Source organism: Alcaligenes sp. HNGD-HTN06 (assembly GCF_049932565.1).
GTDB lineage: Bacteria > Pseudomonadota > Gammaproteobacteria > Burkholderiales > Burkholderiaceae_B > Alcaligenes > Alcaligenes ammonioxydans.
This window is the reverse complement of record NZ_CP187782.1, coordinates 3,615,066-3,640,336: the sequence shown is the minus strand read 5'-3', so window position 1 is coordinate 3,640,336 and position 25,271 is coordinate 3,615,066. Positions and strand designations below refer to the sequence as shown.

The 25,271-nt window shown below is 56.3% G+C and carries 29 protein-coding genes; 22 read left to right on the top strand and 7 right to left on the bottom strand.

Annotated features, from left to right (window positions below; genetic code table 11):
- Positions 1–33: 33 nt before the first annotated feature.
- The 6 genes from azu to ACOZ42_RS16600 all read right to left on the bottom strand — a co-directional run bounded on the left by azu (position 34) and on the right by ACOZ42_RS16600 (position 6,056).
- Positions 34–480, bottom strand: a complete 447-nt coding sequence (azu, locus tag ACOZ42_RS16625) for an azurin (RefSeq protein ID WP_003800857.1) — start codon at positions 478–480, stop codon at positions 34–36.
- A gap of 256 nt (positions 481–736) precedes the next feature.
- Complete coding sequence (locus tag ACOZ42_RS16620; RefSeq protein ID WP_426345388.1) at positions 737–1,375, bottom strand: LysE family translocator; 639 nt, start codon at positions 1,373–1,375, stop codon at positions 737–739.
- Positions 1,376–1,478: 103 nt separating this feature from the next.
- Complete coding sequence (locus tag ACOZ42_RS16615; RefSeq protein ID WP_059318606.1) at positions 1,479–2,273, bottom strand: AraC family transcriptional regulator; 795 nt, start codon at positions 2,271–2,273, stop codon at positions 1,479–1,481.
- Entirely contained in the window at positions 2,263–4,230 is a 1,968-nt protein-coding gene (locus ACOZ42_RS16610; RefSeq protein WP_336580168.1) for a CHASE2 domain-containing protein, read from the bottom strand. The genes ACOZ42_RS16615 and ACOZ42_RS16610 overlap by 11 nt, the downstream gene beginning before the upstream one ends.
- Before the next feature lie 19 nt (positions 4,231–4,249).
- Positions 4,250–5,341 carry a FecR family protein gene (locus ACOZ42_RS16605; RefSeq protein ID WP_059318608.1) on the bottom strand — a complete coding sequence of 364 codons (1,092 nt, stop codon included), beginning with the start codon at positions 5,339–5,341 and terminating at the stop codon, positions 4,250–4,252.
- Between the two features lie 10 nt (positions 5,342–5,351).
- The gene (locus ACOZ42_RS16600; RefSeq protein WP_003800869.1) at positions 5,352–6,056 is read right to left on the bottom strand and encodes a response regulator transcription factor; all 705 of its coding nucleotides are present in this window, start codon (positions 6,054–6,056) and stop codon (positions 5,352–5,354) included.
- A gap of 420 nt (positions 6,057–6,476) precedes the next feature.
- Here ACOZ42_RS16600 and rpsL point away from each other — a divergent pair, with 420 nt between their 5' ends.
- The 17 genes from rpsL (at position 6,477) to rpsQ (ending at position 19,312) form a co-directional block, all read left to right on the top strand.
- The gene (gene rpsL, locus ACOZ42_RS16595; protein WP_003800872.1) at positions 6,477–6,848 is read left to right on the top strand and encodes a 30S ribosomal protein S12; all 372 of its coding nucleotides are present in this window, start codon (positions 6,477–6,479) and stop codon (positions 6,846–6,848) included.
- A 139-nt stretch (positions 6,849–6,987) separates the two neighbouring features.
- Positions 6,988–7,458, top strand: a complete 471-nt coding sequence (rpsG, locus tag ACOZ42_RS16590) for a 30S ribosomal protein S7 (protein WP_003800875.1) — start codon at positions 6,988–6,990, stop codon at positions 7,456–7,458.
- Between the two features lie 17 nt (positions 7,459–7,475).
- On the top strand, positions 7,476–9,578 hold the full coding sequence (gene fusA, locus ACOZ42_RS16585) for an elongation factor G (RefSeq protein ID WP_003800876.1): 2,103 nt from the start codon (positions 7,476–7,478) through the stop codon (positions 9,576–9,578).
- A 77-nt stretch (positions 9,579–9,655) separates the two neighbouring features.
- Positions 9,656–10,846: an elongation factor Tu gene (gene tuf, locus ACOZ42_RS16580; protein WP_059318443.1), complete on the top strand. Its 1,191-nt coding sequence runs from the start codon at positions 9,656–9,658 to the stop codon at positions 10,844–10,846.
- A gap of 146 nt (positions 10,847–10,992) precedes the next feature.
- Entirely contained in the window at positions 10,993–11,304 is a 312-nt protein-coding gene (rpsJ, locus tag ACOZ42_RS16575; protein WP_003803053.1) for a 30S ribosomal protein S10, read from the top strand.
- Between the two features lie 272 nt (positions 11,305–11,576).
- Positions 11,577–13,511, top strand: a complete 1,935-nt coding sequence (locus ACOZ42_RS16570; RefSeq protein ID WP_426345387.1) for a glycine betaine ABC transporter substrate-binding protein — start codon at positions 11,577–11,579, stop codon at positions 13,509–13,511.
- Positions 13,508–14,350 carry a quaternary amine ABC transporter ATP-binding protein gene (locus ACOZ42_RS16565; protein ID WP_003803048.1) on the top strand — a complete coding sequence of 281 codons (843 nt, stop codon included), beginning with the start codon at positions 13,508–13,510 and terminating at the stop codon, positions 14,348–14,350. Before ACOZ42_RS16570 ends, ACOZ42_RS16565 begins: the two co-directional genes overlap by 4 nt.
- 240 nt (positions 14,351–14,590) lie before the next feature.
- Complete coding sequence (gene rplC / locus ACOZ42_RS16560; RefSeq protein ID WP_003803046.1) at positions 14,591–15,265, top strand: 50S ribosomal protein L3; 675 nt, start codon at positions 14,591–14,593, stop codon at positions 15,263–15,265.
- A gap of 3 nt (positions 15,266–15,268) precedes the next feature.
- Positions 15,269–15,889, top strand: coding sequence for a 50S ribosomal protein L4 (gene rplD, locus ACOZ42_RS16555; protein ID WP_059318600.1), 621 nt, complete (start codon positions 15,269–15,271; stop codon positions 15,887–15,889).
- Positions 15,886–16,182, top strand: coding sequence for a 50S ribosomal protein L23 (rplW, locus tag ACOZ42_RS16550; RefSeq protein ID WP_003803043.1), 297 nt, complete (start codon positions 15,886–15,888; stop codon positions 16,180–16,182). The genes rplD and rplW overlap by 4 nt, the downstream gene beginning before the upstream one ends.
- 1 nt (position 16,183) lies before the next feature.
- Entirely contained in the window at positions 16,184–17,011 is an 828-nt protein-coding gene (gene rplB, locus ACOZ42_RS16545) for a 50S ribosomal protein L2 (RefSeq protein WP_003803041.1), read from the top strand.
- Between the two features lie 12 nt (positions 17,012–17,023).
- On the top strand, positions 17,024–17,299 hold the full coding sequence (gene rpsS / locus ACOZ42_RS16540) for a 30S ribosomal protein S19 (protein ID WP_003803039.1): 276 nt from the start codon (positions 17,024–17,026) through the stop codon (positions 17,297–17,299).
- Positions 17,300–17,302: 3 nt separating this feature from the next.
- The gene (gene rplV / locus ACOZ42_RS16535; RefSeq protein ID WP_003803038.1) at positions 17,303–17,632 is read left to right on the top strand and encodes a 50S ribosomal protein L22; all 330 of its coding nucleotides are present in this window, start codon (positions 17,303–17,305) and stop codon (positions 17,630–17,632) included.
- Between the two features lie 9 nt (positions 17,633–17,641).
- Positions 17,642–18,415: a 30S ribosomal protein S3 gene (gene rpsC / locus ACOZ42_RS16530; RefSeq protein ID WP_003803035.1), complete on the top strand. Its 774-nt coding sequence runs from the start codon at positions 17,642–17,644 to the stop codon at positions 18,413–18,415.
- Between the two features lie 2 nt (positions 18,416–18,417).
- Positions 18,418–18,834: a 50S ribosomal protein L16 gene (gene rplP, locus ACOZ42_RS16525; protein ID WP_003803033.1), complete on the top strand. Its 417-nt coding sequence runs from the start codon at positions 18,418–18,420 to the stop codon at positions 18,832–18,834.
- Positions 18,835–18,843: 9 nt separating this feature from the next.
- Positions 18,844–19,035, top strand: a complete 192-nt coding sequence (rpmC, locus tag ACOZ42_RS16520; protein WP_003803032.1) for a 50S ribosomal protein L29 — start codon at positions 18,844–18,846, stop codon at positions 19,033–19,035.
- 1 nt (position 19,036) lies between these two features.
- Positions 19,037–19,312, top strand: a complete 276-nt coding sequence (gene rpsQ / locus ACOZ42_RS16515) for a 30S ribosomal protein S17 (RefSeq protein ID WP_003803027.1) — start codon at positions 19,037–19,039, stop codon at positions 19,310–19,312.
- A gap of 329 nt (positions 19,313–19,641) precedes the next feature.
- Here the strand turns inward: rpsQ and ACOZ42_RS16510 are convergent, their stop codons facing one another.
- Complete coding sequence (locus ACOZ42_RS16510) at positions 19,642–20,610, bottom strand: cupin domain-containing protein (protein WP_426345386.1); 969 nt, start codon at positions 20,608–20,610, stop codon at positions 19,642–19,644.
- 129 nt (positions 20,611–20,739) lie between these two features.
- Here ACOZ42_RS16510 and ACOZ42_RS16505 point away from each other — a divergent pair, with 129 nt between their 5' ends.
- The 5 genes from ACOZ42_RS16505 (at position 20,740) to ACOZ42_RS16485 (ending at position 25,216) form a co-directional block, all read left to right on the top strand.
- Positions 20,740–21,300, top strand: coding sequence for a carboxymuconolactone decarboxylase family protein (locus tag ACOZ42_RS16505; RefSeq protein ID WP_003803023.1), 561 nt, complete (start codon positions 20,740–20,742; stop codon positions 21,298–21,300).
- Entirely contained in the window at positions 21,285–22,376 is a 1,092-nt protein-coding gene (locus ACOZ42_RS16500) for an acyl-CoA dehydrogenase family protein (protein WP_219235358.1), read from the top strand. The genes ACOZ42_RS16505 and ACOZ42_RS16500 overlap by 16 nt, the downstream gene beginning before the upstream one ends.
- Positions 22,373–23,182: an ABC transporter ATP-binding protein gene (locus ACOZ42_RS16495; RefSeq protein WP_426345385.1), complete on the top strand. Its 810-nt coding sequence runs from the start codon at positions 22,373–22,375 to the stop codon at positions 23,180–23,182. The genes ACOZ42_RS16500 and ACOZ42_RS16495 overlap by 4 nt, the downstream gene beginning before the upstream one ends.
- Positions 23,183–23,192: 10 nt before the next feature.
- Positions 23,193–24,389, top strand: a complete 1,197-nt coding sequence (locus tag ACOZ42_RS16490; protein ID WP_426345384.1) for an ABC transporter substrate-binding protein — start codon at positions 23,193–23,195, stop codon at positions 24,387–24,389.
- Between the two features lie 77 nt (positions 24,390–24,466).
- On the top strand, positions 24,467–25,216 hold the full coding sequence (locus ACOZ42_RS16485) for an ABC transporter permease (protein WP_426345383.1): 750 nt from the start codon (positions 24,467–24,469) through the stop codon (positions 25,214–25,216).
- Positions 25,217–25,271: the final 55 nt, after the last annotated feature.

The window sequence follows — 25,271 nt, the reverse complement described above, 5'->3', positions numbered from 1 at the left end:
TTTTATGGCCGTCTAGCGGCTGCAAGCAACGTATTAGCTGCCCAGCTTGATTTCGCCAGTCATGATGCTCCAGTGGCCGGGGAAAGAGCAGAAGAACGCGTAGTCTTCGCCTTCTTTCAGCTTGGAGACGTCAAAAGTGACGGAGGTGCTTTCGCCACCACCGATCACGTCGGTGTGAGCGATAACGCGCTCGTCACCCGCTTTGACGTAGTTGTTGTCCAGGCCGGCTTTCATCCCGTCAGTGGCAACTGCGCTTTCGTCGGATTTTTTCGAGACAACCACGTTGTGGCCCATGGCTGCTTTGGGCAGCTTGCCGGTGTGTTTCAGGTTGATCGTGAATTCCTTGCATGTCTTGTCAACAACGATGCTCTTGGTGTTGAACTGCATGGAGTCATTGCCTTCAATGCTGACGTCGCACGCAGCAAAAGCAGGCACGCTAGCCAATCCAAGAACGGCTGTAAAAGCGATTTTGGCAAACATTCTAGTAACTCCTCGAAAACAGACTTAAAAATGGAACGGGACACCCAAGTGTTGTTCCGGTCTTACAGCATAGACTGTCGCGCACTCAAGGTGCTTAACAAAACGTAGACCCGGACTATTTTACCGGCTTATGTTGCCCCGTCAGAGCTCGCAAATGATTTGTTTTCTCATCGTTTGATGTGGCTCTAACAGCTTTGCTCTATCGCCTCCTGGGTGCTTGACGGCTGGCGTGGACTGGCTTGTGCTTTTTGCAAGCTCAGGCTTCATCCAAGTGCGTAATGACATTTAGCAATGCGGCTGCTGCAATCAGGCACAGCAGCAGGCCGCAGAGCCGTTGCACATAGGGAAGATATTTTTCAATGTGGTGTTGCCAATGGGGATGTCCGATTAGTAGGGTCAGGAACAAGTCCCAGATCAGCACGGTCAGAAACATCCACAAACCCAGTAGCATCTGCACATGGGTGTCGGTATGGCGACTGGCCAGCACGGAGGCAAGGCTGGCATAGAACAGGGCGTTCTTTGGGTTCAGTAGCCCTGATAGCAGACCTAGCAGAGCATGGCGCCACCACCCGCCTGGGCAAGAAGCCGTGGCGGGGAGCCGATGCCGCGACGAGGGGCGACGGGCTGCCTGCAGAAATTTCACGCCTAAATACAGCAGATACAGTCCACCAGTGGTTTGCATCAGCAAAAAGAGCGGACTGTTGAGGCTGAGTCGGGCAAAGCCGGTCAGGGCCAGAGCGATATAAATCCCATTAGCCAGGGCGACGCCGGCGCAGACACCGCTTGCGACTCGTCGTCCATGGGTCAAGGTACTGTGGGTAATCAGGAAAAAATCTGGGCCTGGCGAAAGAAGTGCCAGAAAATGGGTGCTGGCGATCAGCAAGAACAGGGACACGGCGGTATATCCAGACAAAAAATGCAGTGTGCCCGGACAGGAAAGGCGCCGTATTGAATAAAAGTGCGTCTGTCTCCTCGTTGCGGTGGCGGGAAGAGCGGAATTAGCCGCGATATTGCCCGGGGGTGACGCCGGTATAGAGTTTGAAAACGCGCTGAAAATGGCTTTGATCGGCAAAACCCAGACGATAGGCAATGTCTGCCAGCCCGTCCCCTTCCCGTAAGGCATGGCGAGCCAGATTGACACGTTGATTCAGTTGCCAGCGCTGCGGCGTCAGGCCCGTGTGGCGACGAAAGGCTCGAATGAGCTGATAGCGGCTCAGCCCTGTTTCCTGAGCCAGCTCGTGCAGGGGCACAGTGGCTAGCTGGCCTTCAATCCAGCGTTTCAGGGTTTTTTGCAACAGGGGGCTGGGCGGAGGCGAAGGCACCAGGAGTTGGGCCTGATCTGGCCAGTGATGGAGCAAAAAGTCGATCAGTGCCGCCTCTTTGTTCAGTACGGGGGCCTCAGAGAACAAGACTGTGTTCAGCTCACAGTAGGCGGCATAAAGCGAGGGCTGGTGACTGACACGAACAGGCTCTGCGGTCTTGGGCCTGAACCCTGTGCTTTCTTGCCATAACTGTTCCAGCCATGTCGCGTCCAGGTGCAGCATCTGGTAGCTCCAGGTCTGGTCAGGTCTAGGGTTGCAGGCGTGGCTGCGATGGGCCGGGATCAAGACGACTGAACCCGGAGCAAGCGGCACGGGGCCGCCAGGTGCTCCGCTAAAAATACTGCCACCTGCGTCGACTGCGCCAATCGAATAGGTGGGGTGGCTGTGTTGCTGGTAACAGACCCGGCTGTCGCAGGCACGGCGACTTTCCACATAAGGCAAGGCCGGGTCACGCCAGAACTCAGTCTTCATCGCTACTATCCAGGCGGGGCAGGGAGACAATAAAGGTACAGCCCTGTTCACGCGTGCTATCGAGCACGATATCGCCATCATGTTTGTTGATTACGGTTTTTACAAACGCCAGGCCCAGTCCGCTACCCGAAGGGGCGCCTGCTGTATTTTCATGGGCCCGGTGATAAGGCTCAAAAATACTTGCCCGTTTATCTGCCGGTACACCCCAGCCTTGGTCCATGACCCGGACCTGCACGGTTTGCGGTTCGGCAATCAGGTCTATGTCGATCCGATTGCCGTCTGGCCCGTATTTGATGGCGTTTTGAATCAGATTGGTAAAAGCGCGGCGCAGCATGGGAGCATTGCCCTTTATCCATATCAGATCCGAATCATTCAGATTCAAACTGATGGAGCGTTTGTTGGCGCTGGCCCAGGCATCATCCAGACAGTCTGCCAGCAAATCAGGCAGGCTCAAGGGGCTCAGCACCATTTCCATGGCTTCGGCTCGCGCCAGGCTGATGAAGTTGTCGACCAGTTCCAGGGTCTGCTCGGCATAACCTTCCATCTTGTGCAGGAATTGATCGGGTGGCAGTTTACTTTCATCCTGACGCTGTAAGCTGGTCAAGGCCAGAATAGAGTTTTGAGGCGCCCGCATATCATGTGAAATGAAGCGCAATGTCTCTTCCCGCTTGGTTTGTGCCTGACGCAACAAATTAATGGACTTGTGCAGCTGGGTCAGTCGATGGGGAAGGTTGCGCGTACTTAGACCGGACAGGCGCTCGTTCAGCGCTGCCCTGACATCGGGGTACTCCAGTTGCAGCTTGTTCAGTTCCTCGGTCACCTGATTGAGCGCCGCTTCCTGACTGCGCCAGTGCCAAAGGGGATAGGCCAGCAGGACAGTCATCAGACTGGCCAAGGGTGGAATCCACAGATCAAAGGCGTGCATGGCCACCCAGTTCACCAGCAAAATGGCAATGACCAAGCCGATCAGGCCCAGCAAGGTTGCGCGCGGTGACAGATAAAACAGCACCTGACAAGCCAGCAGAACGGGCAGGCAACTGGCCAGGGCGATGAACCAGGCCGGGGGAGTGCGTATCCAGTTGTCGCTGCGGACGGCCTGTAAGGTATTGGCTAGAATTTCCACCCCGGACATGCTGCTCAGGCCGGCTTTGGATAAGGGAGTGGGGAAGGTGTCGCCCAACCCACTCCCCCATGCTCCAACCAATACATATTTGTCCTTGAAAAAGGAGGGCGGGATATCGCCATTGAGGACATTAAAGTAAGGGACGGTTTGAAAGTGCCCGCTGCGGCCCAGGAAAGGAATGTGGGGCGTGTCGGATTGGCTGGCGTTCAGGGCGTGCAGGGCCAGATCCACATCGTCGCCCGTCATCAACATGGCGATCGTGAAGTGCGGCAGAATCTGGTCAGAAGGGGTGAGTCGCTGCAGGGCGACGCGTCGTACCACCCCATCCGAATCGGGTTCGATGTTGATGTAGCCTGCCGCTTTTGCGGCCAGGCTCAGCATAGGAATCGCGGTATTGACTTCCTGGCGCTGGGTGTCATAAATCAAGGGCAGTACAACGCGCCCGTGTTGCTCAATCGCTTGGGCCAAGGCACGGTCATCACTGGGGTAGACAGGGTTGGGTTCCTGAAACACCAGATCGATGCCAACCGCGCGTGCCTGTGCAAGACGGCCGAGCAGTTGCGCATGATGGATACGTCGCCAAGGCCAGAATCCCAGTTGGGAAATGCTGTAGTCGTCGATGGCGACGATAACAATATCTGACGGGGCGGGCTGCGTGAATGCAGCCGCCATGGTGAAGTCGTAGATCAGGTTATTGAGTTTGCCCAGCGCACCATCATCACGCACGACGCTGAACAGCAGGGTCAGTAACATGAGCAAACCCGACACCAGATGCCACTCTTTCCGAATCCGGTCCGAGAGGAGCTTGTTGTTTTCAGGGGCCGGGCTGCTCATGCCGTCTGCCGTTCAGGTTCTAGAACTGCGTCAAGAGAATGGGGTCGCCAAAACGGTTGACCACGGCTTGGCCATCCGAGCTGGTCAGGCTGGCGGCGCCTTCAAAGCTTTCGATCGTGTCCGGGCCCATCAGCCCGTGGCGGTCAATGGCACGTACGGTGACGTAGTAGGTGCCGGGGCGTGAGGCACCGAACTGTATCTCCGTATCTGTTGTAATGTCGCGCCACAGCAGCTTGGCGCCTTGCGGGTCGGTGGAGGTCTGGACCAGATAGGCCTGAGCACCGGGCACAGCTTGAATCGTACTGTTCCATTGACCACCGCGACGCTCAGGCTTGGAAATCTGCGGGGCAGGCAACAACGGCTGCAATGCCAGAATACTGCCGTCCGTGCCCACTGCAGCACCCTGATTCTGTTTCAAACTTGTGGGAGTGTCGCGCTGCTGCGTGCCCAGCTCGGCACGGCCCGTCAGCACTTCGCTGTGTGCCATGCCACGCTGGGTGCGAACGCGCATCTCGGTCCCACGTACCCCCGTAATGCTGACTGGGGTGCGCACTTCAAAGCGGCCCACTCCATTTTTTTCAGGTGAAACCCGCGATTCCACATCGCCGTCGTCCAGGGCAATGATCGAATCGGTCAGGCCCGTCCCCTCAAAGGCCCGCAGACGCGTCACATTTAGTGAAGCCTGAGCAGGCACACTGAGTTGACTGCCATCTTGCAGTTCCAGTGTCAGATAGCCATTGCTGCCCGTCTGGATCAGATCTCCTTCCTGTAAATGCGTGGTCCCCGCGGCCAGAGTCTGACCATTGACCAGGATCTGGCCGGTCTGATGGGTGATGCGGGCTGGGGCGTCCACTTCCGGGATCATGCGAAACGGAATATGCAGCTCCTTGCCAATGGGCAGGCGATACGGATCGGCCACCGCATTCAAGCGCTGGATCTCGGACCAGTTGCGCCCTTGGCGTGTGTATGTCTGGGAAATGTCCAGCAGGGTGTCTCCGGCCAGAACTTTGTAGACAAAATTTTCGCCACGAGCGCCCGAAGGCTGGGCGGACACAAGACCGCCCCAGATCAAGCCGCAGACAAGGGGGGCGGCGATACGCAGATTAATCATAAAAAGTGGACTAGCTAGGGTCGGTCAAAAGTTCAAGGCGATAGCCCAGGGCGTAGGACGCGGTCAGGCGTACCCCGTTTTCAGGGCGCAGCTGGAGCTTGCGGCGTATATTGGACAAATGCGTGTCCAGCGTACGGGAGGTGGCCGGAATCTCCCGATTCCAGACGGCGGAGCTTAAAACATCACGCGAGAACAAACGGCCAGGATTGCGAAACAGCAAAAGAGCCAACTCGAACTCTTTGGGGGCCAGGGTAACAGTCTCACCGGACAGCATGATCTGACCTTGCTCGGGGAAAATATCGTAACCGGCAAACGAGAAGCGGCTGTCCTGTGTGACGGTGGTGTTCAAATCCAGACGTCGTACAGCGGCGTTGACGCGCGCCACCAGCTCTCCCTTGCGCACGGGCTTATTAATATAGTCGTCGGCACCGGCTTGCAAGCCGGTGACCAGATCCTCTTCCTGGGTACGGCTGGTCAGAAACAGAACGGGCATAGCATGACCCAGTGTGGTGCGAACCCAACGCAACACATCCAGGCCGCTGACATCCGGCAGTTCCCAGTCCAGCAGCAGTAAACCGAAATCGTGTGGCTTGGCCAGGGCGGCCAGCAGGTCTTTTCCTTGATGAAAGGAGCGACACTCATAGCCAGCCTCGGTCAAGATCCGGGCAATCAGTTCAGCCTGGACGAGGTCGTCTTCCAGGGAAGCGATGATCATGGGTATTGTCCTTGTCGCAGAAGTGCAATAGCCCTGCAGTATAACGATATGTAGATAGCGAGTGACCAAGTGCTTCCATGCGTGTGCCCTGACAACGGGAAAGAGCCGGATTGGCGCCCAAATCGTTGACCTATAAGGGTTTACTGTGGTAAATTTTAGAGCTTACTTTAAGGATCCTTTGCCGGTACACCTTGCAGTAATTTGATGGCAGCCCTGAATTTAGGGGCTGCGGGCACTTTTTTGGTGTCTGAAATCAAGCCCAAGCCATGTGCAAGACCGCTCTTTTTCGTGTTTTATGGGGAGTGGTATTGCGCAATGCCGCTTCCGGTCCGGGGTTTCAATACCCGCCAACTGGACGGCGTTTTTCAAAACATATACGTCAACCAGTACGTAAAGTACGTTATAGGATACGTAAAGGTCATGCCAACCATTAGCCAGCTCGTGCGTAAACCGCGCGAAGTCAGCCGCGTTAGCAGCAAGAGCCCCGCGCTCGAGAACTGCCCACAGCGCCGCGGTGTTTGCACACGTGTATACACCACGACCCCCAAGAAGCCTAACTCCGCTCTGCGTAAAGTCGCCAAAGTGCGCCTGACCAACGGCTTCGAAGTCATTTCTTACATCGGTGGTGAAGGCCACAACCTGCAAGAGCACTCGGTCGTTCTCGTCCGCGGTGGTCGTGTTAAAGACTTGCCAGGTGTGCGTTACCACATTGTTCGCGGTGCTCTTGACCTGCAAGGCGTCAAGGACCGTAAGCAAGCCCGCTCCAAGTACGGCGCCAAGCGTCCCAAGTAATCCATGTATCCATTGATCAGTTCTCTGATCTGGATCCGTGCAACCGTGGCCTGAGCGCCATGGTAGGTAAGTGGTCATTTGTCATGAATGGCCGAGACCGCATAACGCGGTTCAACTGAATAGTCACAAGGAAATAAAAATGCCTCGCCGTCGCGAAGTACCCAAACGTGAAATCCTACCTGACCCAAAATTTGGCAGCGTTGAGCTGGCCAAGTTCATGAACGTGGTCATGCTGTCCGGCAAGAAAGCTGTTGCCGAACGTATTGTTTATGGCGCGCTGGAACAAATTGCGCAGAAAACCGGCAAAGATCCGCTCGAAGTGTTTAATGCTGCCATCAATAATGTAAAACCTGTTGTTGAAGTGAAGAGCCGCCGTGTTGGTGGCGCTAACTACCAGGTACCTGTCGAAGTGCGTCCCGTGCGTCGTTTGGCTCTGGCCATGCGCTGGGTGCGTGAAGCCGCCAAGAAACGCGGTGAAAAATCGATGGACTTGCGCCTGGCCGGCGAATTGTCCGATGCGGCTGAAGGCCGTGGCGGTGCAATGAAAAAGCGTGAAGACACGCACAAGATGGCCGATGCTAACAAAGCATTCAGCCATTTCCGTTGGTAATCTGAGGACATATAATCATGGCCCGCAAAACCCCTATTCAGCGCTATCGCAACATCGGTATCTCGGCTCACATCGACGCCGGGAAAACGACCACTACCGAGCGCATCCTGTTCTACACCGGTGTGAACCACAAGCTGGGCGAAACCCACGAAGGTTCGGCCACCATGGACTGGATGGAGCAAGAGCAAGAGCGCGGGATCACCATTACCTCGGCTGCTACCACTGCTTTCTGGCGTGGTATGGCGGGCAATTATCCAGAGCACCGTATCAACATCATTGATACCCCCGGCCACGTTGACTTCACCATTGAAGTTGAGCGTTCCATGCGTGTGCTGGACGGCGCTTGCATGGTTTACTGCGCGGTGGGTGGTGTTCAGCCTCAGTCGGAAACCGTATGGCGTCAAGCCAACAAGTACGGTGTGCCTCGTCTGGCCTTCATCAACAAGATGGACCGCACGGGCGCAAACTTCTTCAAGGTTTACGACCAGCTCAAGCTGCGTCTGAAAGCCCATCCTGTGCCTGTCGTTATCCCGATTGGTGCTGAAGAAGATTTCCAAGGCGTGGTTGACCTGATCAAGATGAAAGCCATCATCTGGGATCAAGCCAGCAACGGCGTGAAATTTGAATACACCGACATTCCTGCTGAGCTGCAAGCTTCGGCTGAAGAATGGCGTGAAAAAATGGTCGAGTCGGCTGCCGAAGCCAGCGAAGACCTGATGAACAAGTACCTGGAAAACGGTGACCTCTCCGAAGAGGACATCAACCTGGGTCTGCGTACACGTACCATTGCCTGCGAAATTCAGCCAATGCTGTGCGGTACCGCGTTCAAGAACAAAGGTGTGCAGCGTATGCTGGACGCCGTGATCGACTACCTGCCATCGCCAGTGGATATTCCTCCTGTCGAAGGTTCGGATGACGAAGGTAATGTCATTCATCGTAAAGCCAACGACGAAGAGCCGATGTCCGCTCTGGCGTTCAAGCTGATGACTGACCCCTTTGTTGGTCAATTGACCTTCGTGCGCGTTTACTCGGGCGTTCTGCGTTCGGGCGATACGGTCTACAACCCTATCAAGGGCAAGAAAGAGCGTATTGGCCGTATTTTGCAGATGCACGCAAACAACCGTGCCGAACTGAAAGAGCTGGTGGCCGGTGACATCGCCTCCGTGGTGGGCTTGAAAGACGTGACCACGGGTGAAACCCTGTGTGACGCCAGCCAGCACATCATTCTGGAACGCATGGAGTTCCCCGAGCCCGTGATTTCGCAGGCTGTGGAACCAAAAACCAAGTCCGACCAGGAAAAAATGGGCGTGGCCTTGTCCCGTCTGGCTCAGGAAGATCCATCTTTCCGCGTCAGCAGCGACGAAGAGTCCGGCCAGACCATTATTTCCGGTATGGGCGAGCTGCACCTGGAAGTTCTGGTAGACCGCATGCGCCGTGAATTCGGCGTGGAAGCCAACGTGGGCAAACCCCAAGTGGCTTACCGCGAAACCATCCGCAAGACTTGCGACGAAATCGAAGGTAAGTTCGTCAAACAGTCCGGTGGTCGTGGTCAGTACGGTCACGTGGTCCTCAAGCTGGAGCCCCTGGAAGCAGGCGGTGGCTTTGAGTTCGTTGACGCCATCAAGGGCGGTGTGGTTCCTCGCGAATACATTCCTGCTGTTGAAAAAGGTATTCGCGAAACCCTGTCCGCAGGTGTGGTCGCTGGTTACCCAGTGGTGGACGTCAAAGCTACGCTGTTCTTCGGTTCGTACCACGATGTGGACTCGAACGAAAACGCCTTCCGCATGGCCGCTTCGATGGCCTTCAAGGATGGTATGCGTAAGGCTGCCCCTGTTCTGCTGGAGCCAACCATGGCTGTTGAGGTTGAAACTCCTGAGGAATACGCCGGTACTGTGATGGGTGACTTGTCCTCCCGTCGCGGTATGGTTCAAGGCATGGACGATATCGTTGGTGGTGGCAAGATCATCAAGGCCGAGGTTCCTCTGGCCGAGATGTTCGGTTACTCGACCAGCCTGCGTTCGCAAACACAAGGTCGCGCTACGTACACGATGGAATTCAAGCAATATGCTGAAGCTCCAAAGAACGTAGCGGAAGAAGTGATCAGCGCTCGCGGTAAGTAATAGCAATATCAGCCCGCCTCATGGCGGGCTGCTCAACAATTTTTTTGTTTTCCTGTAAAACATAATTGGGATAAATCATGGCAAAAGGTAAGTTTGAACGGACTAAACCGCACGTCAACGTCGGTACTATCGGTCACGTTGACCACGGTAAAACCACTCTGACCGCTGCAATCTGCACGGTTCTGTCCAAGGCATACGGCGGCGAAGCACGCGATTACTCGCAGATCGACAACGCCCCTGAAGAAAAAGCACGTGGTATCACCATCAGCACGTCGCACGTTGAGTACGAAACGCCTAACCGTCACTACGCTCACGTTGACTGCCCCGGCCACGCTGACTACGTCAAGAACATGATTACCGGTGCTGCCCAGATGGACGGCGCTATCTTGGTTTGCTCGGCCGCTGACGGCCCAATGCCCCAGACTCGCGAGCACATCCTGCTGAGCCGTCAGGTTGGCGTTCCTTACATCATCGTGTTCCTGAACAAGGCCGACATGGTTGATGACGAAGAGCTGATCGAACTGGTTGAAATGGAAGTTCGTGAGCTGTTGTCCAAGTACGACTTCCCTGGCGACGACACCCCGATCATCAAGGGTTCGGCCAAACTGGCTCTGGAAGGCGACGAAGGCCCACTGGGCAGCCAAGCTGTTCTGGCTCTGGCCGAAGCGCTGGACACCTACATTCCTACGCCTGAGCGTGCCGTTGACGGTACCTTCTTGATGCCTGTTGAAGACGTGTTCTCGATCTCCGGCCGTGGTACGGTTGTGACCGGTCGTATTGAGCGCGGCATCATCAAAGTCGGCGAAGAAATCGAAATCGTGGGTATCAAAGACACGGTCAAGACCATTTGTACCGGCGTTGAAATGTTCCGCAAACTGCTGGACCAAGGCGAAGCTGGCGATAACGTCGGTCTGTTGCTGCGTGGTACCAAGCGTGAAGACGTGGAGCGTGGTCAAGTTCTGGCCAAGCCCGGTTCGATCAAGCCACACACGGACTTCGACGCCGAGGTGTACATTTTGTCCAAAGAAGAAGGTGGTCGTCACACGCCTTTCTTCAAGGGCTACCGTCCTCAGTTCTACTTCCGTACAACTGACGTGACCGGCACGATCGAGCTGCCAGAAGACAAGGAAATGGTTCTGCCAGGCGACAACATTTCGATGAAAGTGTCCCTGATCGCTCCTATCGCCATGGAAGAAGGTCTGCGCTTCGCTATTCGCGAAGGCGGCCGTACCGTTGGCGCTGGCGTGGTGGCAAAAATCATCAAGTAATAAGCCTTGATCGCGGTGTGAAGGTGCAAACCTTCCCGCCGCGTCTTTGCTACCCCCAAAAGGGGTGCTTTTTAGTCAGAGTTTCTTCGAGCAATCGGTAAGCCCAGTCAAAAAGCCCCCACTTATATCGTTCTTTAGGATTACCCATGAAAAACCAGAAAATCCGCATCCGTCTGAAGGCTTACGATTACAAGTTGATCGATCAGTCTGCTGCTGAGATCGTAGAAACCGCCAAGCGCACCGGCGCTGTTGTTCGTGGTCCAGTACCACTGCCAACACGTATCCGTCGCTACGACATTCTGCGTTCGCCGCACGTCAACAAGACATCGCGCGATCAGTTTGAAATGCGTACCCACCAGCGCTTGATGGACATTGTCGATCCTACCGACAAGACCGTCGACGCTCTGATGCGTCTGGATTTGCCAGCCGGTGTTGACGTCGAAATCGCTCTGCAGTAATTCTGCCTAGCAGTTCGATATACATCGAAAGAAACGCCATGCAACTGCATGGCGTTTTTTTTCGTCCGTAAGCAGCGGTCTGACTCAGACGATAGGGTGACTAGCCGCCATTTTTTCTGAGCAGGGGTTTTGTCTCTCGTCCTTGACCCTGTTGTGAGCGATGCACGCTGATGCCGCCGTGGAGTAAAACCTGTTTTTAGTTTGTTTTTACGACCGGACACACTTTCACCCGGAAACAAATGCGACGATGAGCGGGGTGAAGGAGGACGAGAATGAAAAATCAGATACGAAAGCCATTTCTGGCCCTGTGGTACTGCCTGGGCCTATGGCTTTGCCTGTGGGGAGGTCATGCATACGCGCAAGCTTGTCAGCCGGACAAACCAATACGTCTGGCTGACTTGAGCTGGGAGAGTGCCGCGTTCAGCACGGAGCTGTATCAACAGATTCTGGAAAGGGCGTATGGCTGCAAGACTGAACGGGTGCCGGGCTCCTCGGCTGCCTTGGAAAGTGCGTTGGCACAGAATGATATCCAGGTAATCGGCGAGATCTGGTCCGGGCGTACCGAGATCATCGAGAAAGCCATTGAAGCCGGACAGGTTCAGGTTCTGGGCAATACGCTGAAGGGCGGGGCCGAGCAGGGGTGGTACGTTCCGGACTATGTGGTCGAGGGTGATCCTGACAAGGGAATCAAGCCAATTGCCCCCGATCTCCAGAAAGTTGAAGATTTGGGGCGCTACGCCACTATTTTCAGCGACCCGGAACAGCCCCATAAAGGTCGCTTCTATAACTGTCCCTCCGGTTGGGTCTGTGAAACCTTCAATAGCCGTCTGTTCGATCTCTATGGTCTGGGCGAACACTATCAGAATTTCCGACCCGGTACGGGTGCGGCTCTGGATGCGGCCATCAGTGCTGCTTATGACAGGCGTGAGCCTATCCTGTTCTATTATTGGCAGCCAGCAGGCCTCATGGCCAAGTATTCCTTCAAAAAGCTGGCCAGCGCGCCTTTCAATGAACGCTGCTGGGAAGCGGCGGTGTCTGGCAAAGGCCAGGTTTGCCCCACAGACTTCATTCTGGCCCATATTGGTGTGGCGGCCTCCACGCCTTTCGTACAGTCGCATCCTGATCTGGTGGATCTGTTCGAAAAAATCCAGCTTGAGCCTGAGCAGATGAACAAGATCATTCTGGGTATGACGGAAGGCGGACAGAATGCCCGTACACAGGTGCAGAAATTCTTGAAAGAGAACCCTGAGCAATGGCGCCAGTGGATGCCTGCGGCACAGGCAGAGCGGCTGCTGGCCTCCCTGGAGCCGCAGTCAACAGGGAAGGTCGCTGTCTCGCAGCCGTCATTTTTTGCACAGTGGTCGGCGGCGGATTGGGTGAATCGCCAATTGCTGGTAGCCGTGCGGGATTGGGGCACAGGTTTTCGTCAGATCAGCGCCTGGATTCTGACGAACGCCATCTTGCCGGTGGAGCGGGTCTTGCAGCAGGTGCCCGCCTGGGCCATCCTGGCCTTGACCGGTTTGCTGGCCTGGTGGGGCCAGCGACGTTTCCTGCCGGTCCTGCTCTACGTGGCCGGTCTGTACCTGATAGGCGCCATGGGTTTGTGGGACAAGCTGATGCAAACCTTCACTCTGGTGCTGGTGGCAACCGTTTTTTCGATTCTGATCGGTGTCCCACTTGGCATTCTTAGCGCCCGAAGTCGTCTGCTTAGAAAAGTGCTGACGCCCGTGCTGGATGTGATGCAAACCATGCCTAGCTTTGTATACCTGATTCCGGTGCTGATGCTGTTTGGCCTGGGTAAAGTCCCCGCCGTCCTGGCCACCGTTGTCTATGCTGTCCCTCCCTTGATTCGCCTGACCAGTCTGGGACTGCGACAGGTGGACAAGCATGTGATGGAAGCGGCACAGGCGTATGGGGTCACGCGCTGGCAAATGTTGACCAAGGTCACCTTGCCTCTGGCCCGTCCCAGTATCATGGCGGGCATCAATCAGACCACCATGATGGCACTTTCCATGGTGGTGGTGGCCTCCATGATTGGGGCTCAGGGTTTGGGTGAAGACGTGCTGGCGGGGATTCAGACCCTGGATATCGGTCGTGGCTTGCAGGCAGGGGTAGCGATTGTGATCCTGGCGATTGTCATTGATCGGATCACCCAACCCTTTGGTCGTTCTCAGCGTCACCGTCGTAAGGTCAGGAGGCAAGCATGACGACGATACCTACTTCTCACCATGACTCCGACTGCAAGATTGAGCTGCGGGATGTGTATAAGGTTTTTGGTAATCGGGCGACCGAAGCCGTCGATTTGTTAAAGCAGGGGGTCGACAAGCAGGCCGTGCAAAAGCAGACGGACTGCATTGTGGGGCTGGCGGGGGTAGATGCCTGCTTTCCCGCGCAGCAGATATCCTGCGTGATGGGCTTGTCCGGTTCGGGCAAATCCACGCTGGTGCGCCACATCAACCGTTTGATCGACCCCAGCGCCGGACAGGTGCTAGTGGATGGGCAGGACATCTTGCAGCTGGACATGGCCAGCCTGCGACAATTCCGCCGCTATGGAATCAGCATGGTCTTCCAGGCCTTTGGCCTGCTGCCCCATTTGACCGTGTTGGAGAATGTCGCCTTCGGTCTTGAGGTGCGTGGAGACAAGCGTTCGCAAGCCCGAGAGCAAGCTCGGCAATGGCTGGAGCGCGTGGGTCTGCATGATTATGCCGATAACTACCCTGACGAATTGTCAGGCGGGATGCAGCAACGCGTAGGCCTGGCGCGAGCGTTGGCTGTCGATGCCGATATTTTGCTGATGGACGAGGCCTTCTCGGCCCTGGACCCCTTGATTCGCTACGAGATGCAGGATGAGCTTTTGCGTTTGCAGAGCAGCCTGAACAAAACCATTATCTTCATTACGCACGATATCGATGAGGCATTGCGGCTGGGGCAGCATATTGTGGTGTTGCGTGAGGGGAGGGTGGAGCAAAGCGGGACGCCGACGCAAATTCGGGATGAACCGGTCAATGAGTACGTCGCTCGATTCGTGAATAAGGCACATCAATAAATGGCGGGGGTGGAATCCGTTTTCTTGATGGCGCCCTGATGGCGTGCAGGGGCAAATGGGAAAAAACTGTTGTCAATCAAGCAGTTTCGGGCCATTTTTTGCAGTAAATCTTGCTTGGCTTTACAGCACCGTGCTATATTTACTAGCTTAGCCAAAAAGTTTTGGCTATGGTCGTCGCGCAAATTATTGCGTGTACTCTCAGTTAGCCCTGACCAATCGTAGTCAGGAATGGAGAAAACGATGTCGAACTCGACACCTACGCCTGCCGCGTGGCGGCTGGGCCTTGTTGGGCGTAAAGTTGGCATGACCCGTGTGTTTACAGAGGAAGGCGAGTCCATCCCTGTGACCGTGCTGGACGTGTCCAACAACCGCATCACCCAGGTCAAGACGCCCGCAGTTGACGGTTACGCTGCTGTACAGGTTGCCTTTGGCACCCGTCGTGCAACACGCGTTACCAAGCCCCAGGCAGGGCATTATGCAAAAGCTGGCGTTGAAGCTGGCAGCATCCTGAAAGAATTCCGCCTCGACCCCGCTGCTATCGCCGAGCTTTCCGCCGGTTCCGTAGTTGCTGTGGAAAGCATTTTCGAAGCGGGTCAGAAGGTTGACGTTACGGGCACCACGATCGGTAAAGGCTTTGCCGGTACCATCAAACGCCACAATTTTGGCGGCCAGCGTAACAGCCACGGTAACTCGCGCTCGCACCGCGTACCCGGTTCCATTGGTCAAGCCCAGGATCCAGGCCGTGTGTTCAAAGGTAAAAAAATGTCGGGCCATATGGGTGACGTTACCCGTACGGTTCAGAATCTTGACGTGATCCGCGTCGACGCCGAGCGTGGCTTGTTGTTGGTCCGGGGCGCTGTCCCAGGTCACAAGAACGCCAATATCGTTGTGCGCCCTGCTGTGAAAGGAGCCTAAACCATGGAACTGAAGCTCCTGAACGAACAAGGCCAAGCTGCATCCACATTGCAGGCCAACGAAAACGTTTTCGGTCGTGAATTCAACGAAGCTCTGGTTCACCAGATCGTTGTTGCTTACCAAGCCAATGCTCGCAGCGGCAACAGCAAGCAATTGACACGCGCTGAAGTCAACCACAGCACCAAAAAGCCATGGCGCCAAAAAGGCACCGGTCGCGCTCGTGCTGGTATGACATCCTCGCCCGTGTGGCGTGGAGGCGGTCGTGCATTCCCCAACACCGGTGAAGAAAACTACGCACACAAGGTCAACAAGAAGATGTACCGCGCCGGTATCAGCGCGATTCTGTCTCAGTTGGTCCGCGACGAGCGTCTGTTGGTTGTTGATTCCTTCACTCTGGAAGCACCCAAGACCCGTCTGGCAGCCAACAAGCTGAAAGACCTGGGCCTGGAATCCGTGTTGATCATCACCGACGCGCTGGACGAGAACGTGTACCTGGCTACGCGTAACCTGCCTCACGTTGCTGTGGTTGAGCCACGCTACGCCGACCCGCTGTCCCTGATCCACTACAAAAAAGTGTTGGTCACTAAAGCGGCTGTCGCTCAGTTTGAGGAGATGTTGGGATGAACGCCGAACGTCTATTGCAAGTCATTCTGGCACCTGTCGTGACTGAAAAAGCCACGTACGTTGCCGAAAAAAATCAGCAAATCGCTTTCCGCGTCGCTCCTGATGCCACCAAGCCCGAAATCAAAGCTGCTATTGAACTGCTGTTCAAGGTAGAAGTTGAGTCGGTTCAGGTGCTCAATCAGAAGGGCAAAGAAAAGCGCTTTGGCCGTTTCATGGGTCGCCGCCGCAGTGTGCGCAAGGCATATGTCTCGCTCAAGCCCGGTCAGGAACTCGACTTTTCTGAGGTGAACTAATATGGCATTGGTAAAAGTAAAACCAACGTCGCCAGGTCGCCGTGGCATGATCAAAGTGGTTCACCCTGAACTGCACAAAGGCGCTCCTTACGCGGCTTTGCTGGAAAAGAAATCCAGCAGTGCTGGCCGTAACAACAACGGCCACATCACGGTTCGTCACCGTGGCGGCGGTCACAAGCAGCATTACCGTATTGTCGACTTCCGTCGCAACAAGGACGGTATTCCTGCGAAAGTAGAACGTCTGGAATACGACCCTAACCGCAGCGCTCACATCGCATTGGTGTGCTACGCGGACGGCGAGCGTCGTTACATCATCGCCCCTCGTGGTCTGGAAGTGGGTGCAACGGTTGTATCTGGCGCGGAAGCTCCTATCCGTTCCGGCAACACTTTGCCTATCCGCAACATTCCTGTGGGTCAAACCATTCACTGCATCGAGATGCTGCCTGGTAAGGGTGCTCAAATCGCTCGTTCCGCTGGTGGTTCCGCTGTGTTGCTGGCTCGTGAAGGCACGTACGCTCAAGTGCGTCTGCGTTCCGGTGAAGTTCGCCGCATTCACATCGACTGCCGCGCCACGATTGGCGAAGTCAGCAACCACGATCACAGCCTGCGTCAGATCGGTAAAGCCGGTGCTGTTCGCTGGCGTGGTATTCGTCCTACCGTTCGCGGTGTGGCGATGAACCCAGTCGATCACCCGCACGGTGGTGGTGAAGGTCGTACGGGTGAAGGCCGTGAGCCAGTCAGCCCATGGGGTACGCCTGCCAAGGGCTACCGCACCCGTCGTAACAAGCGCACAGACAACATGATTGTTTCGCGCCGTAAGCGCAAGTAAGGGGCGAACACTATGTCACGTTCGATCAAAAAAGGCCCATTCGTTGATGCTCACCTGATCAAAAAGGTTGATGCAGCCGTTGTGGGTAACGACAAGCGACCAATCAAGACCTGGTCGCGCCGCTCGACCATCCTGCCCGAGTTCATTGGGCTGACGATTGCCGTTCACAATGGTCGTCAACATATTCCCGTTTACATTAACGAGAACATGGTTGGCCACAAGCTCGGCGAGTTCGCCTTGACCCGTACTTTCAAGGGTCACGCTGCGGACAAAAAGGCCCGGAGATAAGTGATGGAAACTACAGCAATTATTCGTGGAGTCCATATTTCGGCGCAAAAAGCACGTCTGGTTGCGGATATGATCCGCGGCAAGTCCGTTGCTCACGCTCTGAATACGCTGACTTTCACTCCCAAGAAAGCCGCTGGCATCATCAAGAAAGCTCTGGAATCGGCTATTGCCAACGCTGAGCACAATGACGGCGCCGATATCGACGAACTGAAAGTTACGTCCATTTACGTGGACAAGGCTCAGTCGTTGAAGCGTTTTTCTGCACGAGCCAAAGGCCGCGGTAACCGTATTGAGAAGCAGACTTGCCACATTGTGGTCAAAGTCGGCGCTTAAGGAGTCACAATGGGACAGAAAATCCACCCAATTGGGTTCCGCCTGGCTGTTAACCGTAACTGGAGCTCGCGTTGGTACGCTGACGGTGCTGAGTTCGGTACGATGTTGGCTGACGACATCCGTGTGCGCGAATACCTGAAACGCAAGCTGAAAAGCGCGTCCGTTGGCCGTGTGGTCATCGAGCGTCCTGCCAAAAATGCTCGCATCACCATTTACTCGGCTCGTCCAGGTGTGGTGATCGGCAAGCGCGGCGAGGATATCGAAAGCCTGAAGGCTGACCTGCAGCGCCTGTTGGGCGTGCCCGTGCACGTTAACATCGAAGAAATTCGCAAACCTGAAACCGACGCTCAACTGATCGCCGATTCCATTGCCCAGCAATTGGAAAAGCGCATCATGTTCCGTCGTGCGATGAAGCGTTCCATGCAAAACGCCATGCGTCTGGGTGCCCAAGGCATCAAGATCATGAGCTCGGGTCGCTTGAACGGCATCGAAATCGCTCGTACCGAATGGTACCGCGAAGGCCGTGTGCCTCTGCACACCCTGCGCGCTAACATCGATTACGGTACTTCCGAAGCGCACACGACGTACGGGATCATCGGTATCAAGGTCTGGGTCTACAAGGGCGACATGCTGCCTAACGGCGAAATGCCTGTTGACACCGTAGCCCCTGAAGAGCGCCGCCCACGTCGTCCACGTGGTGACCGCCCTGAAAACCGCCGTCCAGGTGGTCGTGGTCGCGGTCCTCGTAAAGACGCTGCTCCTGCTGCGTCCGAAGGAGAATAAACATGCTGCAACCTTCTCGCAGAAAGTATCGCAAAGAGCACAAAGGCCGTAATACCGGTCTGGCGACTCGCGGTGCGCAAGTTTCGTTTGGCGAATTTGGTCTGAAAGCCACTGACCGTGGCCGTCTGACTGCTCGCCAGATCGAAGCAGCACGTCGTGCAATTAACCGTCACATCAAACGTGGTGGCCGCATCTGGATCCGTATCTTCCCCGATAAGCCAATTTCGCAGAAACCTGCCGAAGTTCGTATGGGTAACGGTAAGGGTAATCCAGAGTTCTGGGTCGCTGAGATTCAACCAGGCAAGGTCCTGTACGAAATGGAAGGTGTTAGCGAAGAGCTGGCACGCGAGGCATTCCGTCTGGCCGCTGCCAAGCTGCCTATCTCGACGACGTTCGTAACGCGTCAGATCGGTGCTTAAGGAGACGTCATGAAAGCCAGCGAACTCCGTACTAAAGATGCCGCCGAGCTCCAGAAAGAGCTCGAGAGCCTGTTGAAAGCACAATTTAACCTGCGCATGCAGCGTGCTACTCAACAGCTTTCCAACACCAGCCAATTGGGCAAAGTACGCCGCGACATCGCTCGCGTGCGCACTGTCATGGCTGAGACCGCAGGAAAGTAAGATGAGCGAAACTCAAACTACCGAAAAACGTCAACGTACCCTGATTGGTCAAGTTGTCAGCAACAAGATGGACAAAACTGTCGTCGTTCTGGTTGAACGCCGCGTTAAACATCCTCTGTATGGCAAGATCATCGTGCGCTCCAATAAATACAAAGCACACGACGAGACCAACCAGTACAACGAAGGCGATACCGTTGAGATTTCCGAAGGCCGTCCTATCAGCCGCAGCAAGTCCTGGACTGTTGTGCGTCTGATCGAAGCAGCCCGCGTGATCTAAACGCTTGCTCAGATGTCAGGCCTTGGCCTGGCTCTGGTAGGTCAAAAAAACCCCAATCTGTTTACAGATTGGGGTTTTTTTTATGCCCCGCTGTCTGCCCCTCTGTGGTGGGAGAAGGCTGGGAAATCAGGGAGGTAAGGGGCGAACAGGGCTCAGGATGATTACCAGAGTCCGTATTTGAGTCTGAACGGGTGGGACAAGCCTTTTGTCTGACCGGCGTGGTAGGCCGCTCGCGGCATCACGATGATCACCTTGGGGCTGATTGTCTGCACGGATGAGCCGCGTGATGACAGGGTTGGACTGTCGTTCGTGGCTGGCGGTGTGGCCGCTCAGGTGCGTGGCTCTTGCTTACGCCATTGAGCCGGGCTGACACCGACACTGCGCCTGAATGCCGCACTGAATGCCGCCGCGGAACTGTAGCCGCTGCGCTCGGCGATCTGTTCCATGGTGAGCCCCTGTTCCAGCTGCCGTTTGGCCAGTTGCATGCGTAGTTGCAACAGTATCTGGGCCGGTGCCATCCCGCATAGCAGGGTAAAGCGTCGGTGAAAGGCGGCGCGTGACATGTTCAGATAGGCCGCCATGTCATCGACTGACCAGGCCTTGGCCGGTTCCCGCAGCAGTTGTTCGATCAGACCACCAAAAGCAGGGTCGCTGGCAAGATGGATCAGGCCCGCTGGCAAGGCTCCTTCGGAGGGCGTTTGACCAATTTGCCGCCGCAAAGTGTAGAACAGCAAAAGCTCCACCAGTTTCTCCAACAGGCTGGGGTTGGCCTGTGGGTGGCGCTGCATTTCCGCCTGGATCAAGTCCAGCAAAGGACGGCCCGTATCGGCATCAGCCTGCGAACCGTCAATCAGCAAAACATCAGGCACCGTTGCCAGAAGCAATTCACTCAAACCCCGACCCAAATTCAGAAAGCCGCAGAGCAGGCCGGTGCTCTGGGGCACTTGAGGCTCCAGACCTTGCATGTTTTGCCGCTGCAACGCCGCATTCCAGTTTGGGGGCTGTGGCGATGAGCTCAGCCGGTGAGGAATGTCACGCAGAAAAAACACGGCGTCGCCTGCTTGCAGGGCCAGGGTGTCCTGATGCGGGATGTGTAGCCAGCACGGTCCATGCAAGACCACATGAAAGCCGGCCCGTTGATGCCCGTGCAGGCTGCTTTCCCATTGATTGCAATACTGGCCCAAATGAAACAGGCTGGCCGAGATCTCCAGCCCCGACAAGAGCAGCTCTTCCACAGGGCGCCCTGTGTCGTGGGAGTTGAGGGCGCAATGGCCGTCAGGAAAGGCAGAATCACTCATGTGGAAAATATGCTTATTTCTTTTCGTGGATATTTTTAATATGAATACCGCTATGTTCGCACATGGAGATCAGGCGCCAGTCAATCGACAATAAAACCTTCTCGGATTAACTAAGGAATTGTCGCGATCATGACCCGCTTAACGTTGCATACTGTGGACTCCGCCCCTGAGGCCGTCAAACCAGCACTGGAAAAAGCTGTGCGTGGTAGTGGCTTTCTCTCTAACCTGCTGGCTATTTTGGCGAACGCCCCCGTTGCCTTGCAAGCCTACCAGGACATGTCTGCCTTGAATGCCACCGCCAGCCTGTCGCTGGTCGAGCGCGAGGTGGTGCAGCTGGTTGCCGGTACCACACACGGCTGCCGCTTCTGCGTGGCCGGTCATACCGCCATCGCGACGAACAAAGCCAAGCTGGACCCAGAGATTCTGGCCGCCTTGCGTGCTCGTGGTTTTGATCAGATCAATGATGAACGTCTCCAGGCCCTGGCCCTGTTCAGCCGCGCGGTGATTGACACCCGTGGTCAGGTATCGGATCAGGATCTGGCCGCCTTCCGTGCTGCGGGCTATGGCGATCAGCAGGCTCTGGAGGTCATTACCGGCATTGGTTTGGCGACCATCTGCAACTTTGCCAATAATCTGGCTCGTACGCCGCTCAATAGCCAGTTGGAGGCCTACGCATGGGAAACGCCTTAACACGCGCCGAACAGGCTGTGCTGGCCTCAGAGCGCTCGGTTTTATCGCCTGCTCTGGCCCAGTGGCTCGAAGAGCACGCCCTGTCGCTGGATAGTGAGGCCTCCCAGTCGCAGGCCTTGTTGCCCCGCCTGGCGCAAGACGGTTTGTTGAGCCTGGGTCTGCAAGCGGACTTTTCCGATTTTGGTGATGCCGTTCAGTCTATTGTGGAAGTGGCTGAGCATTCGCTGACGGCGGGTTTTGTCCTGTGGAGTCAGCGCACCTTTATTGAATATCTGCGTGAGGTTCAGGACCCTGCCATGCGAGAGCGTTACCTGCCCGGTTTGCTGGACGGCAGTATTGCAGGTGCGACCGGACTGTCCAATGCCATCAAGTTCCTGGGTGGCATTGAAGAGCTGCAAGTGCGCGCCCGGCCCGAGCAAGGTCAGTGGCAGTTTGATGGCCGTTTACCGTGGATTACCAATCTGCGTCCCGGTAATTGTCTGGTTGCTATTGTGGCCGCCATGCCCGGCGATCAGGCGGGTATATGGGTGGCCCAGTTGGGTGATTCAGGGCTGGAGCGTTCGGAGGACCTGGATTTGGTCGGCTTGCGCGGCAGCAATACCGCCGCCTTGACCTTTAATGCCGTGCGCCTGGAACAAGAGCGTTTGTTGCATCCTGATGCCGGCCTGTTTGTGCGTTCGGTGCGACCTCGATTCATGGCGTTGCAGTGCGGCATGGCGATGGGGCTGGCGCGTCGCTCCTTAAAGCAGGTACTCAAGGCGCCACGCTGCCAATGGGTGCAGGAACAGCCCGCCCGCCGCTTGTTGGATCGCGTGCAGGAATTGTCGGATGTGCTGCTGGATGCCGTGCGCAAGCCAGACTCGGCCACGCCGCCTGATCTGTTCAGAGTTCGTATCGAGCTCAGCAGTCTGGCGTTGCAGGCCGTGGCCTTGGAAAGCTCCGCGATTGGCGGGGCGACCTATATGCAAGGCAAGCACCCCCAACTGCTGCGCCGTTACCGCGAAGCCATGTTGGTGCCTTTGATATCGCCTACTGTAGCGCAACTGAAAGCTGAACTTGGACAGGATGCCCTATGAGTTCCGCCACCCCCTTGCCGTCTGATTCTGAAGGGGTCGCGCTCTTGTCCGCGCGGGGTATCAGTCTGGCCTACGGTGGCCAGACTATCTTGCAGAACCTGGACCTGAACGTAGGCGCGGGCGAGATCGTCGCGCTGCTCGGTCCCAGCGGAGTCGGTAAATCCTCGTTGCTGCGGGTGCTGGCGGGTTTGCAAGCGCCCACTCAGGGCGAGGTGTCCTTTCTGGGGCAGGCCGTGCGTGGAGTTCATCCCGCTTTGGCCATGGCTTTTCAGGAAGCCATTCTCTTGCCGTGGCTGAACGTGCAGGCCAATACGGGTTTTGGTTTGGGCTTTGCTCGTCAGCCCTGCGTCTCTGCAGCAGAGCGCCGCCTGCGAGTGGAACAAGCACTGCGTCAGGTCGGTTTATATGACAGCCGCCACCAGCGTCCTGGTGCCTTGTCGGGCGGTATGGCACAGCGTGTGGCGATTGCCCGCTGTCTGGCACGACGTCCACAGGTCTTGTTGATGGATGAACCCTTTGGGGCGCTGGATGAGGTAACTCGTCGTCAGATGCAGGAGTTGATTCTGTCGATTCGCGGTCAGACCGGCTGCGCCATTGTTCTGGTCACTCACGATATCGATGAGGCGCTGTTGCTGGCTGACCGTGTGCTGCTCTTAGGCGGCCGTCCGGCCGGACTGCAGCGTGAGTGGAGCTGCCCGGCACATCCCCGATCTCATTTGGATAACTGGCTTCAGGCCATACGCCTGGAAATTGTGGCCAGCCTGGAGCAAAGCCTCTCCCAGGCGGTTCACGCTTCTGTTTTGTAAGGTGCACTTCATGATTGAATCTCCTACCTCCCGTACCCGTCGTGACTTGCTGAAACTGGCATCCCTGCTGACAGTCGCGGGCGCTGCACCTTTGCTGGCCCAAGGGGCTGCCCGTGCGCAAAGTGAGTCAAATGCGCCTTTGCGTATCGGCTACTTGCCAATCACGGATGCTACCGCCATGTTGGTGGCGCATCACAATGGGTACTTTGAAGAAGCGGGCATTGCTGTTGAAAAGCCTGTCATGGTGCGTAGCTGGGCCCAGTTGATCGAAGCCTTTATCTCCGGGCAGGTCAATCTGGTGCATTTGCTCTCGCCCATGACGGTGTGGGCACGTTATGGCAGCAAGGTGCCTGCCAAAGTGGTCGCCTGGAATCATATGAGTGGCTCGGCCATTACCGTGGCGCAAAATATCAGTTCTGCTGAGCAACTGGGTGGGCAGACGGTAGCGATTCCCTTCTGGTATTCCATCCATAATGTGGTTTTGCAGCATGTGCTCAAGGCCCATGGCCTGACGCCGGTGGTGAAGAACTCGGGCGCGCTGGCTCCCAACGAGGTCAATCTGGTGGTGATGGCGCCGGCCGACATGCCGCCGGCGCTGGCATTAGGACGGATTGCGGGTTTCACTGTCGCTGAACCGTTCAATGCGTTGGCGGAGACCCAGGGCATGGGCCGCATCTTGCGCTTTACCGGCGATGTCTGGCGCGATCATGCCTGTTGCGTGGCCTTTATGCATGAGCAGGATTTGCAGGCGCGACCGCAGTGGTCGCAGGCGGTCGTCGATGGCTTGGTCAAGGCGCAGATCTGGATTCGGGATAACCGTGCCGACGCGGCTCGTATCCTGTCGCGTGAGGGTGGGAATCGCTATACCCCGCACACCCAGGAAAATCTGTTGAAAGTTTTGGCTCCGGACTCGAGCGACCGTGCCCAGTATGTGAAGTCCGGCGTCATTCGTCATCCGGACTGGGATGACCAGCGCATTGACTTCCAGCCTTACCCATTCCCCAGCTATACCGAATCCCTGGTGCACCTGTTGCAGGGCACGCTGATTCAGGGCGAGCGTGGTTTTCTGGAGGGTTTGTCGCCACAACAGGTGGCTAAAGATCTTGTGGACGACCGCTTTGTGCGTGCGGCCTTGGAAAAGCAGGGCGGGCTGACCCAGTTTGGCTTGTCCGAGCAATACACCCGCAATGAGAGCATCGTGGTATGAGTTTGACTGCGTCTGCCCCCCCATCCAGCGTGCCGTCTTTGACGCAGCCCCCTCAGCGAGCGACTGTCAGGCCCAAAATGAACGCCTGGGTAGCCAGCACCTTGTGGGGCCTGGGCGGTCTGGTCGCCGGGGTCCTGCTGTGGTGGTTGGCCACCGCGTGGTCCAGCAGCCCCCTTATGCAGCAGTTCGGGCCTGCGGCTGCGTTTCATAGCCTGCTGGAGATACTGGGCTGGTCAGAGACCTGGATGCATGTGGGTGCCAGCTTGCAGCGTATCTTTGTTGGTCTGGCTATCTCCCTGGGCGTGGGTGTGCCCGCGGGTCTGCTGCTGGGTTTGTCTGCCCGTGCCCATGCCGCCTTGACGCCCTTATTTCAGTTCCTGCGCATGATCTCGCCCCTGTCCTGGATGCCGATTGCCGTGATGGCTTTCGGGATTGGGGACGCACCGATTTATTTTCTGCTGGGGGTGGCCGGTGTTTGGCCGGTCCTGCTCAATACCGCTTCGGGTGTACGGCATTTGAATCCGCGCTGGTTGATGTTGGGCCGTAGTTTGGCCGCGACCAGGCTGGAGACGCTGTTGTATCTGATTTTGCCGGGTATTGTCGGGTCTGTGCTGACAGGCAGCCGACTGGCTATTGGTGTGTTATGGATTGTGCTGGTGCCGTGCGAAATGCTGGGTGTGTCCGCTGGTTTGGGTTACCTGATTCTGGATACGCGTGATCGTATGGCTTATTCCGAACTGATGGCGGTGATCGTTCTGATTGGCCTGATTGGCTATTTGCTCGATAGCGCCTTGCGTGCCCTGTTTTCGGCTGTTGCGCAGCGCTGAATGATCAGGCCCTTCAAGGCTGGCCAAGGGCTTGAGTCTTTCCGCGTGCTCCCGC